Genomic DNA, 11,363 nt, shown 5'->3' with positions numbered 1-11,363 from the left:
AGTTTGAGAAACCCCGCCCATGCAACGCTCAATCTGCTCCGTGAGGCGCGCCCAGTTCCTGTTTATTTCAAGAGGCTTCTTCGATGACCTATGAGCAGATCTTCCTCTTTGCACTCTTGGCTGCCGTCTTCGCTTTTCTCGTTTGGGGGCGGATACGCTACGATCTGGTCGCTTTCGGCGCGTTGATCATCGGCGTTGTCGGCGGCGCGGTTCCCGCAGACCATGCATTCGCCGGGTTCGGCCATGAAGCCGTCGTTATCATCGCGCTGGTGCTGATCGTCTCGCGCGCCATGGTGAATTCGGGCGCGGTCGAACTGATCGCGCAGTTCGTTGTCGATTCCGGACGTTCATTGTCGGCGCATATCGGCATCATGTCGGTGGTGGGCGCAGTTTTGTCGGCCGTCATCAACAATGTCGCAGCGCTGGTCATATTGATGACGCTGGACCTAGAGACAGCGCGCAAGGCCAAGCGGCCGGTCTCGTTGTCGCTGATGCCGCTTTCCTTCGCCACCATCCTCGGCGGCATGATCACGCTGATCGGCACGCCGCCCAATATCGTCATTGCGCAATATCGCGAGCGCGCCTTTGGCGAGGCGTTTTCCATGTTCGACTTCACCCCAGTCGGGCTGATCTGCGCTATCACAGGCATCGCCTTTGTCGCGGGTTTCGGCTGGCGGCTCATTCCGCAACGGGCCAAGGCGTTTCAGAGCGGCGATACGGCGTCGGGCCTTTTCGTCGCCGAAGCGGGCTTCCCCGAGGAGTCGGAATGGGTCGGCAAGACGCCGCGCGAGCTCGTCGACACCGCGGAGGAAAACGATGTGACCATTCTCGGCCTGGTGCGGCGGGGCAAGCGCCTGCCGGGTTTCGCCATGGGCGAGGAGATCAAGAAGAGCGACCGGCTGGTGCTGGAGGGCGATCCGAAATCGATCGAGGCATTCGTCGGGGCCGCCAAGCTGAAAATCTCCTCCGACGCCAAGCATGACGGGCTCGCCGGCGGGTCGATGACGTTGACCGAAGCGATCGTGCCGGTCGGTGCGCCGGCGGTCGGGCGCTCCGCCGACGACATGCGGCTTTTCAACCGGCGCAGCGTGACGCTCCTGGGTGTATCGCGCCAGGGCAGGAGGTTCCGCGAACATGTGCGCAAGCTGACGATCGCACCGGGCGACGTTCTCCTGCTTCTGGGTTCAGAAAGCCGTGTGGCCGATGCCGCCGAATGGATGGGCGCGCTGCCGCTGGCCGAAAGGAAGCACACCGTCATCCAGCGCAGCAAGGCGGCGCTGGCCATCGGCATTTTCGCCGTGGCGATCGCGCTGTCGGTGGTCGGCATCATGCCGCTGGCCGTCGCGCTCGCCGCCGCCGTTTGCTTCTATGCCCTGTTCAGCATCGTCAGCCCGCGCGAGGTCTATGATGCCGTCGAATGGCCGGTGATCATTCTTTTGGGCTCGCTGATTCCGATCGGGCTGGCGCTGGAAGAATCCGGCGGCACGCAACTCATCGCCGAGGCCATCGTCGCTCAAACGTCGTCACTTCCAGCCTGGGCGACCCTGGCCATCGTGATGATCGTGACGATGACACTTTCGGACTTCCTGAACAATGTTGCGACCGCCCTGATCGCCGCGCCGATCGCGGTCGGTGTGGCCAATTCGATCGGCGTTTCGCCCGATCCCTTCCTGATGGGCGTCGCCGTCGCCGCATCCTGCGCTTTCCTGACGCCGATCGGCCACAAGAACAACACCATCATCATGGGACCGGGCGGCTATCGATTTGGCGATTACTGGCGCATCGGCCTGCCGCTCGAAGCGCTGATTATCTGCGTTTCGGTGCCGGCAATCCTTGTTTTCTGGCCGCTCAAGCCGACTTGAGATCGGTCTTGGTCGAGGAAGGCCGGGCCATTTTCGACTGTCGCGGACGAGGCGGTTGCGCATTGAAGAACTGCAGATCATCGGGATGTTGGGGAAGGCGGAAATGCGGCTTTCGCAACCCCAGCAGGAAATGACCGCTCGGGGTGGGAAGTTTATGTTGCCGCATCGATCTGAACCCACAGAAAGCGGACCTGGCGGTCATTGGCGCAAGGAAAGGATACCCGCTCCGACGATCAGGATCATACCAAGCGTCGAGGTCAGATCCGGCATCTCAGCAAAGAAAACCATACCCCAGACAACGGCGAACCCGACATAGGCGAAATCGAAGGCGCCGATTATGGCGGGCGGGCCGCTCTGGTATGCGATGGCAGCTCCGATGCTGCCGATCAGGATCGCCGCAGCCAGCAGCCCCATCGAGATCCACTCGGCCCCTCCCATCGCGGCCCACGGCGCCAGCAGAAAGCCTTGCCGCGCGGAATCGGGCAGCAGCAGGACCAAGCCCGCAGCCAGAGCGCCAACGATGACGAAACCGATATTCAGCGCCAGCGACAGGACAATTGGATGTTGTTTCCGGCATCTGCTGCGCGTCAGGATCATGGCTCCCGCGTAAAGCATGGCCGATACAAGCGGGAGGATCGCATAGATGTTGAAATCCCCAGCTTTGGGGCGAAGGATCAGCAGCACGCCTGAAAATCCTGAAATTACGGCGATCCAGCCCGTTCGCGAAATCCGGTCGCCGATGAACAGGGCCGAGAACAGCGTTATGAAGATGGGAAGCGTGTAGTAGGCAGCGGCAGCGACTGAAAGCGTCAGCTTTGGAAGCGAAAAATAGTAGCAGATCCACATGCCGATCAGCATCAGACTGCGCAGGCCGACCCAGCCGGAGACGTCCGGCACACGCAGCGTTTCGGGCGATGTCACAGCGAGGAACAGCAGCAGGACCGGGATCACAATCAGCGATCGGATCACAAAAATCTGCCAGATGACGAAGCTGCCGCTGGTCATCTTGATCAGCGCATCGCCCAAGGAGAGCGCCAGCACGGTCAGGATGATGACATTAACGGCCAAGGGGATGTTGTCGGGGCGTTCGCCCTGCGGGCTGGTTTGTCGCATCTGCGCCGTCTCCGGTGAGTCTGCGCAGAACATTAGAAGAACATTTTTATGCAAGCAATGGCAGCTAAGGTGCTGTTCATCGTCCGACCTGTGGACGGCGGAGACACGTACAGTAGCCGCACCGCTGGAGTCGCAGAACCGAACTCTGCCGTCCCTATTGTCGATCAGAATACGCAAGGAGCGCCATAAGTCGGTCGTTCCGTTGCCCAGCTGTCTGTCGCACCGGAGCGATCAGCGTCGGAGATTTGAGGCCAACGGTCTCCAGCGATATGGTTATGATTGCGACCAGTTCGTGTGGACGGCGCTGTCCGGCAACTCTGGAGAATATCGATGTCGTGGAAACTCGATGAGACCGTACAAACATCCGCTGCCATGGTGGCGGCGGGTCGGTTTGGTAGCGGGCCCGCACTCGTGCTGGCCCATGGGTGGCCGTGGTCCTCGTTCTCATGGCATCGGATCATTCCGGACCTTGCCAGGCGATATCGCGTCCATTGGTATGATATGCCTGGATACGGGAGATCCGACAAAGGCGCGCAACAGCGTACGTCACTCGATGTGCAGGGACAGGTCTTTGCCGAGATGGTCGAGCATTGGGCACTCGAGCGGCCGATCGTCGTCGCCCATGACATGGGCGGAGCAACAACACTGCGCGCGCATTTGCTGCATGGCTGCGATTTCGAGCGGTATGTTTTGATGAATGTCGTCGCGATGCGCCCTTGGGGATCGGCGTTTTTCGATCATGTCGGCCGCCATGTGGATGCCTTTCTGGAATTGCCGCCGCATATCCACAAAGCGGTCGTGGAGGCCTACATCAAGGGTGCGATCGTCAACGACATCGATTCCGGTGATTTCGAGAGGCTTGTCGAGCCCTGGCTTTCCGAGGAAGGACGGGGAAGCTTCTATCGGCAATTCGCGCAAGCCGACGAAAAATATACCGCCGAAATCGAGCCGGCATTCGGGAATGTTCGATGCCCGGTCAAGATCATCTGGGGCGAGGACGATCCGTGGATCCCACTGGAGCGAGGCAAAGCGCTTCATGCGCTGATCCCGCAGGCATCGTTCGAAACACTGCCTGGCGTCGGCCACTTACCGCAGATCGAAGCGCCGGATCTCGTTGTGAAGCGGCTAAACGCCTTTCTATCGCGCAGATGCCCGAACATCTCTTAAATTTTAGGCTCAGCTCCTCCTCTTGTTCGCGCCTCCATTTGGATTGTTGTGCATGGCGCTGGCCACGAAACGGCCTCTTCGACGGATAAAAGCGATCTTGACATGCAGGCATTTACCTGCATATTGTGTAGTCGCAAATGGATGAGACGATGGATGCTGACAAAGTTTTCAAGGCGTTGGGCGACCCGACCCGCAGAAAGCTGCTGGACCTTCTGTGCGAGCAGAACGGACAGACGCTCGGCCAACTTTGCGAGAACCTGGACATGGCCCGGCAATCCGCCACACAACATCTGGAAATATTGGAGGCGGCCAACCTGGTCACCACGCTCAGGCGCGGCCGAGAAAAGCTTCATTTCATCAACCCCGTTCCGCTCCACGAGGTCTACGAGCGGTGGGTGAGGAAGTTCGAACGCCAGCGCCTGAACCTGCTTCACGACCTCAAGAAACAACTGGAAGGAGAGTAAAATGCCCGCAGAAAAAACAAGCTTTGTCTATGTGACCTATATCGTCTCGACGCCGCAAAAGGTTTTCGAGGCCATCACCAAGCCCGACATTGCGCGGCGCTACTGGGGACATGAGAACGTCTCCGACTGGCAACCCGGATCGCAATGGGAGCATGTCCGCGCCAATGATAAGCGGACCGTCGAACTTATCGGCAAAGTCGTCGAGGTCTCGCCGCCGGCCCGTCTCGTCATTACATGGGCGAACGCTTCGCAGGCCGCCGACCCCGCGAGCCACAGCCGGGTGACGTTCGAGATCGAGGAATACGAGGACATGGTCCGGCTGACGGTCACGCATGACGAGCTCGAAGCGGGCAGCGGAATGGCGAAAGGCATCAGCCAAGGCTGGCCTGTGGTTCTCTCCAGCCTGAAATCCTTCTTGGAAACCGGCAGCGGACTTGACGTCTTCGCCAAGCCGAAGGCAGCCTGATCCCGAGCCGCGTCGATCCGGAAACATCGCAGAGGAAGAATGATCGTGACGAAAGCCTGGCCGACCCGAGCCGGTTCAAGGCGCGGATGGTGACGTACACCATGCGATGGCATGCCTGGGACGCGAGCGATCCGTCGATGCAGATATTCGAATAGATGCCGCCGGGTTGAATTACGGCGAGCGCGCAACGAAAAGAGTACAAACTTTTGGAACCGCGTTCGTCGTATTTGCCGTCGCTTGCACCTCAGCAAGACGATATGGCGCGTCTCATTCCGCGGCGGTCATCATCTCGGAAACGTCGACCTCGTAGGAATAGCCCTCCAGCATGCCATAGGCCTGCTCGATATTGTCGATCTCGGACTCGGCTTTTCTGATCGCATCGTTGATCGCTTCACACCGGGATTTCAGCATGCGCCCCAATACGTCCGCCTCGGGTTTCCTGCCGATGCGGTCGATATGGTTGCGGATACGGGCACGATGGCGCTCCATCTCCAAAATATGGAAGCGCGCATGGACGATTTTGTCGGTAAGCTTGCGGCGCATGGCGGCGACCGGATCGAAACTCCCCGGCTCCCGGTCGTCCAGGATGATTTCGTTGATCAGTGTCTCGATGATCACCAGGCCCTGCAGGTCTTTGGTGTCGGCGAGTTCGGGATCGTAACCGGTATCGTCAAAAACCTTGCGGCGAACCGGATCGGAAAGAAGCTCGTAAGATGTCTTCAGCCTGGCGAACGCGTCGACGTCACCACCCGCATCGGGATGGGCGGTCTTCGCATGTTTGCGGTAGGCCAACTTGATTGCCTCGCCATCCGCCTCGCGGGAAACACCAAGCATCGCATAGGGGTCGATCACAGTGGCACCTGTTTTCGGGTAAGTCAGTTTTCCTGTGATAACGGGTAAGGCCAACCGGCTCAACCCATATCCACCGAAGTCGCGTGCTCCCGATCAATTGGTCCGAGCGTCTTGACTGTCCTCTTCGTTGAAGATCAACCCCTTTTGAAATGGACCATGCCGGTCTGATCCATTTCCAAACAAACTCTCAGATGGCGAGATACTCGTTGCGCAACTCTTCGTTTTCCAAAACCGCCGCCGCCGTCCCGTCGAAGACGATCTGCCCCATGTCGAGGATCAGTGCGCGGTCCGCGAGTTCGAGCGCCGCGATGGCGTTCTGCTCGACGATGATGGTGGTGATGCCGAGTTCCTTGATCTGGCGCACAATGCCTTCGATCTCGCGCACGATGACCGGCGCCAGCCCCTCATAGGGTTCGTCCAGGAGGAGCAGCTTGACCTCGCGGGCGAGCGCGCGGGCAACCGCCAGCATCTGCTGCTCGCCGCCCGACAGTGTGACGCCTTCCTGGTGACGCCGTTCCGCAAGGCGCGGAAAATGATCGTAGATCCTCTCGATGGGCCAGCCCCTGGGCTTGGATATCTGGGCAAGCTGCAGGTTTTCCTCGACGGTGAGGCCGGGAATGATGCGACGGTCTTCCTGCACGATCTGGATGCCCGCAGTGGCGGCCTGGTAGTCGCGGCATTTGTGGATCGGCTGTCCGCCGAGCCAGATCTCGCCGCTTTTGAGCTCTGGATCGACGGCGCGGGCGATGGTACGCAGCGTCGATGTCTTGCCGGCGCCGTTGCGGCCCAGAAGAGCGACGATCTCGCCCTCCTCGATCTCGAAGCTCACCCCCTGCACGATATAGCTTTGGCCATAATAGGCATGGATGTCGCGGACACTGACGAAAGGCGCCGCCTTGGTTGCTGTTCGTGTCTCGGCTATCGCTGCGACGTTCATGGATTCGTGCCTCCCAGATAGGCTTCCTGGACAACGGGATTGCCCCTCACCTCGTCGGGCCTGCCGTCGGCGATGATCATGCCCTGCGCCAGCACGGTGATGCGGTCGGCGAGCGAGAAAACCACATGCATGTCGTGCTCGATGATGACCTTCGTCATCCCGCGCGCCTTGATCTTCTTGAGAAGATCGATCGTCGCGTTCGTGTCATGCCGCGACATGCCGGCCGTGGGCTCGTCGAGCAGAAGCAGGCGCGGATGCTGCACGAGCCCCATGGCAAGCTCCAGCCGGCGCTTGTCGCCGCGCGACAGGCTGGCCGCGAACCGGTTGCGCAGCCCGATCAGACCGACATCCTCCAGCCAGTGCTCGGCTTGACCCATGATTTCGGCCTGATGCGAAGCCATTTGCCAACCATTGAGCCGGAAGGCGCCGTCGCGCCTGGCGAAGGCCGGGATCATGACATTTTGCAGCAATGTAAGATCCGGGAAGATCTCCGGCGTTTGGAAGACGCGCGCGACACCGAGCTGGTTGATCTCGTAGGGCTGTTTTCCGGTGATGACCTCGCCATTGAAGACGACGGCGCCGCTATCGGGCGCAAGACGCCCGATGCAGATATTGAGCAGCGTCGACTTGCCGGCGCCGTTCGGCCCGATGATGGCGTGGGTGGTGCCTTCCATGACCTGCAGATCGATGTCGGAGAGCGCATGCAGGCCGCCGAAGCTCTTGTTGACGTCGGCGATGTGGAGAACCGCGTTATCCATGGTCTTGCGCTCCCACACCGGCGGTCGCGAGCTTGTCCGGTTCCTGTTGCGATTTTCGGCGCACGACCAGCCCGCCCAATCTTCGCGCGCCCTCCATCAGCCCGCCGGGAAGGAAGGTGACGATCAGCATGAAGATCAGCCCGAGCGTCAGGAACCAGCCCTCGCCGACGAACGGCGCGGTGATCGTGACGAAGAAGTTCTGCAGGGGCTCCGGCATGAAGGAGAAGATCTCGTGCAACCGCGCCTCGTGATAGGCCGAGAAGATGTTTTCGAAATATTTGATCACGCCCGCGCCGATGACGGGGCCCACCAGTGTGCCGGCGCCGCCCAGGATCGTCATCAGCACCACCTCGCCCGAGGCCGTCCATTGCATGCGTTCGGCGCCGGCGAGAGGATCGGTGACGGCGAGAAGCGCGCCGGCAAGCCCGGCATACATGCCCGAGATGACGAAGGCGGCAAGCGTGTATGGGCGCGTGTTGAAGCCGGTATAGCCCATGCGGCTCTGGTTCGACTTGATGGCGCGCAGCGTCATGCCGAAGGGCGAGTGGAAGATGCGCATGGAGATGAAAAAGCAGATGATGAGCAAGACCGCGCAGAAATAGAACCCGGCATAACCGTTCATCTCGGTGCCGAAGAATTCCGGAAAAGGAATGCCGGCCGCCTCATCGAGCGTCCTGTCGAGGATGCGCGGATCACGCAGCGAAAGCTGCAGCCCTGTTTCGCCGTTGGTGATCGGCGTGAACACCGAATAAGCCAGATTATAGGACATCTGGGCGAAGGCGAGCGTCAGGATCGAGAAATAGATGCCTGAGCGGCGCAGGCTGACATAGCCGATCGCCGCGGCGAAAATACCCGACAGGACGACGGCGAAGATGACCGCGGGGATCACGTTCATCGTCAGCAGCTTGAACGACCAGACGGCGGCATAAGAGCCCATGCCCAAAAATGCGGCGTGGCCGAAGGAGAGATAGCCGGTGAGCCCGAACAGGATGTTGAAGCCGATGGCGAAGATGCCGTAGATCGCGAACTTCTGCAGGAGGTCGGGATAGCTTGCGCCGAGCGGCTCCAGCCAGAAAGGCATGGTCAGCACGGCGGCCGTGAAAATGGCCATGAAAAGCACTTCCTGGCGCAGCGTCGTCATTTGCATGTCAGTCTTCCATGATTCCGCGTTGCCCCATGAGGCCCCTCGGCCGCACCAGAAGGATCACCACTGCAACCAGATAAATCACCACCTGGTCGATGCCCGGCAGCAGGTCCTTGACTTCGTTCATCGAGGCGAAGCTCTGCAGCACGCCCAGGAGAAAGCCCGCGAGCACCGCGCCCGCCACCGAGCCCATGCCGCCCACCACGACCACGACAAAGGAAAGCACCAGGAAATCCATGCCGAGGTGGTAATCCGGCGGCACGATGGGCGTGTACATGGCGCCCGCCATGCCGGCCACCATGGCGGCGATGCCGAAGACGATCGTGAAGCGGCGCTGAATATTGATGCCGAGGAACCCCACGGTCTGGCGGTCCTGCATACCGGCGCGCACGACCATGCCCCAGGTGGTGAACTGCAGGAACGCGATCACCAGGCCCACCATGACGATCGAAAAGCTCAGATAGACGAGCCGCCACCAGGGATAGTAAACGCCTGGCCCCAGACCCAGCCATTCGCCGACATTGGCGCTGCCGGAGAGTGCGGGCGGCGCGCTCACCGGAATGGGATTTGCGCCGAAATAGTGCTTGATCACCTCCTGCAGCACGATGGCGAGCCCGAAGGTGACCAATATCTGGTCCGCATGGGGACGGCGATAGAAGAAGCGGATCAGGCCGCGCTCCATCGCCACCCCGAACAGCAACATGATGGGGACAGCGACAAGCAGCGAGAGCGGAACCGAATATTGCAGCAAAACAGCGCCGAAATCGCCAAGCCAGGCCTGCACCAGCGGCGTGTGGATCTCCGCCGGCGTGCCCCAGGGCGTGAGTTGGTCGGGATCGATGGTGACCGTCTCCAGCCGGAGCAGGCGATTGACCAGCACGGCGATGAAGGCGCCCAGCATGAACAGCGCGCCATGCGCGAAATTAACGACGCCCAGCGTCCCGAATCCCAGGGTCAGCCCCAGCGCGATCAGCGCGTAGGCACCGCCCTTGTCCAGGCCGTTGAGCAGTTGCAGAAGGAACGCGTCCATTCAAATCACCATTGCCGCAGGGCGGCCAGGCAGTGCACGGCCAGACGGCATGCTGCCGCCCGGCCTTTTTTGCCCGGAGGCCATCAGCACTTGTTGCTCACAGGTCCAAGCTCGCCGCCGAAGATGGACGGGTCATAGGTGACGTCGGCCGTCGGCACTTCCTTGACGACCTGAAGCAGGTCGTACTTGTCCTTCGGGTTCTCCTTGCCCTGCACGACGAGGACCGGCTTGAAGCACTGGTGATCGGCGCCGCGATACAGCGTCGGGCCATTGCCCAGGCCATCGAACTCCAGATCTTCGAGAGCCGCGATCACGCCTTCGGGATTGAAGGTGCCTGCGGTTTCGCAGGCATGGGCATAAAGCAGCGCCTGCACGTAGCAGGTCTGCGCGGCCTGTGAGGGCGGCTGGCCATATTCCTGGCCGAAGGATTTGGTGAAGGCCTTGGTGCCGTCGTTTTCCAGCTTCCAGTCCCAGTTGGCCGTGCCGTAGATGCCCTTGATCGCGTCGCCCGCGCCTTGCGCCATCAATTCGGAGAAGAGCGGCACGACGATCTGGAAATCCTTGCCGTTGACCTGCTTGTCGCGCATTCCGAACTGAACGGCCTGGGTCAGCGAGTTGATCATGTCCTTGCCGTAGTGGTTGAGGATCAGCACATCGGCGCCGGAATTGAGGACGGGCGTGATATATTGCGAGAAGTCGCCCGCGCCGAGCGGCGTGCGCACGGTCTTGACCGTTTCCCAGCCGAGCGCCTCGGTGGCATTCTTGATCGATTCCTCCTGGGTCCATCCCCAGGTATAGTCAGCGGTCAGGTGATAGGCCTTGCGGTCCTTGCCATACGCTTCGGCAAGCACCGGTCCGAGCGCCTGACCGGACATGTAGGCGTTGAAGAAATGGCGGAAGCCGTTCTTCTTCTTGTCCTTGCCCGTGGTGTCGTTGGAATGCGTCAGGCCCGCCATGAAGATGACGCCGGATTCCTGGCACAGGGACTGCACGGCGACGGCGACACCGGAGGACGAACCGCCGGTGATCATGAGAACGCCGTCCTTCTCGATCATGCGTTTGGCCGAGGCGCGCGCGGCGTCGGACTTGGTCTGCGTGTCGCCGGTGACGAAGGAGACCTTCTTTCCCAGGATGCCGCTGCCCTTGAGCGGCGTGCCCTTGAAGGTGTTGAGCATGCCGCCGTCACCCTCGCCATTGAGGTGCTGGACGGCGAGCTTGAGCGCGCGAAGCTCGTCCGCGCCCTCGTCCGCATAGGAACCAGTCTGCGGAACGTTGAACCCGAACGCGACATTGGCGCCGGTCGGGGCATTGCAGAAATCTTGCGCGCGCGAGGCGCTGGTGAAGATGGTTGGCGTCGCCAGGCTTACGCCGGCCACCGCACTGGCGCGCAAAAAGACACGCCGATTGATGTTGTCGAATTTCATTGTTTCCTCCCATTGATGGCTGCGCCTACCCGACAAGGATGGGTCGCCACCTGTGCAAGGATAGCGCCGGATCAGTCAAACTTTCAATAAGCCTTTGGTATACATAGGTAATTTTGTAAAATCTTTATCCTTGAATTCATCAGATT

General features: G+C 60.6%; 11 protein-coding genes. 4 read left to right on the top strand and 7 right to left on the bottom strand.

What is annotated here, in order from left to right; genetic code table 11:
- Nucleotides 1-83: 83 nt before the first annotated feature.
- Complete coding sequence (locus C5748_RS19935) at nucleotides 84-1,862, top strand: SLC13 family permease (RefSeq protein WP_105743693.1); 1,779 nt, start codon at nucleotides 84-86, stop codon at nucleotides 1,860-1,862.
- 198 nt (nucleotides 1,863-2,060) lie between these two features.
- On the opposite strand, the gene C5748_RS19930 is transcribed toward C5748_RS19935, so the two are convergent.
- On the bottom strand, nucleotides 2,061-3,152 hold the full coding sequence (locus C5748_RS19930) for a DMT family transporter (RefSeq protein WP_245581880.1): 1,092 nt from the start codon (nucleotides 3,150-3,152) through the stop codon (nucleotides 2,061-2,063).
- A gap of 153 nt (nucleotides 3,153-3,305) precedes the next feature.
- Between C5748_RS19930 and C5748_RS19925 the strand changes: the two genes are divergently transcribed.
- The 3 genes from C5748_RS19925 to C5748_RS19915 all read left to right on the top strand — a co-directional run bounded on the left by C5748_RS19925 (nucleotide 3,306) and on the right by C5748_RS19915 (nucleotide 5,072).
- Complete coding sequence (locus C5748_RS19925; protein ID WP_105743691.1) at nucleotides 3,306-4,142, top strand: alpha/beta fold hydrolase; 837 nt, start codon at nucleotides 3,306-3,308, stop codon at nucleotides 4,140-4,142.
- Nucleotides 4,143-4,291: 149 nt separating this feature from the next.
- On the top strand, nucleotides 4,292-4,606 hold the full coding sequence (locus C5748_RS19920; RefSeq protein ID WP_105743690.1) for an ArsR/SmtB family transcription factor: 315 nt from the start codon (nucleotides 4,292-4,294) through the stop codon (nucleotides 4,604-4,606).
- Between the two features lies 1 nt (nucleotide 4,607).
- Nucleotides 4,608-5,072: an SRPBCC family protein gene (locus C5748_RS19915; RefSeq protein ID WP_105743689.1), complete on the top strand. Its 465-nt coding sequence runs from the start codon at nucleotides 4,608-4,610 to the stop codon at nucleotides 5,070-5,072.
- Nucleotides 5,073-5,339: 267 nt separating this feature from the next.
- On the opposite strand, the gene C5748_RS19910 is transcribed toward C5748_RS19915, so the two are convergent.
- From C5748_RS19910 to C5748_RS19885, 6 genes are all read right to left on the bottom strand, one after another.
- Nucleotides 5,340-5,924, bottom strand: a complete 585-nt coding sequence (locus C5748_RS19910) for a J domain-containing protein (RefSeq protein ID WP_105743688.1) — start codon at nucleotides 5,922-5,924, stop codon at nucleotides 5,340-5,342.
- 187 nt (nucleotides 5,925-6,111) lie between these two features.
- On the bottom strand, nucleotides 6,112-6,861 hold the full coding sequence (locus C5748_RS19905; RefSeq protein ID WP_105743687.1) for an ABC transporter ATP-binding protein: 750 nt from the start codon (nucleotides 6,859-6,861) through the stop codon (nucleotides 6,112-6,114).
- The gene (locus tag C5748_RS19900; protein WP_105743686.1) at nucleotides 6,858-7,619 is read right to left on the bottom strand and encodes an ABC transporter ATP-binding protein; all 762 of its coding nucleotides are present in this window, start codon (nucleotides 7,617-7,619) and stop codon (nucleotides 6,858-6,860) included. Before C5748_RS19900 ends, C5748_RS19905 begins: the two co-directional genes overlap by 4 nt.
- Nucleotides 7,612-8,766 (bottom strand): branched-chain amino acid ABC transporter permease, encoded by a 1,155-nt coding sequence (locus C5748_RS19895; protein WP_199194850.1) that lies wholly within the window; start codon nucleotides 8,764-8,766, stop codon nucleotides 7,612-7,614. The genes C5748_RS19900 and C5748_RS19895 overlap by 8 nt, the downstream gene beginning before the upstream one ends.
- A gap of 1 nt (nucleotide 8,767) precedes the next feature.
- The gene (locus C5748_RS19890; protein WP_105743685.1) at nucleotides 8,768-9,793 is read right to left on the bottom strand and encodes a branched-chain amino acid ABC transporter permease; all 1,026 of its coding nucleotides are present in this window, start codon (nucleotides 9,791-9,793) and stop codon (nucleotides 8,768-8,770) included.
- Between the two features lie 83 nt (nucleotides 9,794-9,876).
- Nucleotides 9,877-11,217, bottom strand: coding sequence for a substrate-binding protein (locus tag C5748_RS19885; RefSeq protein WP_105743684.1), 1,341 nt, complete (start codon nucleotides 11,215-11,217; stop codon nucleotides 9,877-9,879).
- Nucleotides 11,218-11,363: the final 146 nt, after the last annotated feature.

Origin of the sequence: Phyllobacterium phragmitis (assembly GCF_002980495.1) — a bacterium.
Lineage (GTDB): Bacteria > Pseudomonadota > Alphaproteobacteria > Rhizobiales > Rhizobiaceae > Paramesorhizobium > Paramesorhizobium phragmitis.
This window is presented reverse-complemented; position numbering and strand designations above follow the sequence as displayed.

Bases quoted from the DNA above. Each gene is read 5' to 3' on its own strand.
- C5748_RS19925 (WP_105743691.1), top strand. From the start codon at position 3,306: ATGTCGTGGAAACTCGATGAGACCGTACAAACATCCGCTGCCATGGTG.
- C5748_RS19890 (WP_105743685.1), bottom strand. From the start codon at position 9,793: ATGGACGCGTTCCTTCTGCAACTGCTCAACGGCCTGGACAAGGGCGGT.
- C5748_RS19885 (WP_105743684.1), bottom strand. From the start codon at position 11,217: ATGAAATTCGACAACATCAATCGGCGTGTCTTTTTGCGCGCCAGTGCG.
- C5748_RS19915 (WP_105743689.1), top strand. From the start codon at position 4,608: ATGCCCGCAGAAAAAACAAGCTTTGTCTATGTGACCTATATCGTCTCG.
- C5748_RS19900 (WP_105743686.1), bottom strand. From the start codon at position 7,619: ATGGATAACGCGGTTCTCCACATCGCCGACGTCAACAAGAGCTTCGGC.
- C5748_RS19905 (WP_105743687.1), bottom strand. From the start codon at position 6,861: ATGAACGTCGCAGCGATAGCCGAGACACGAACAGCAACCAAGGCGGCG.
- C5748_RS19935 (WP_105743693.1), top strand. From the start codon at position 84: ATGACCTATGAGCAGATCTTCCTCTTTGCACTCTTGGCTGCCGTCTTC.
- C5748_RS19895 (WP_199194850.1), bottom strand. From the start codon at position 8,766: ATGCAAATGACGACGCTGCGCCAGGAAGTGCTTTTCATGGCCATTTTC.
- C5748_RS19920 (WP_105743690.1), top strand. From the start codon at position 4,292: ATGGATGCTGACAAAGTTTTCAAGGCGTTGGGCGACCCGACCCGCAGA.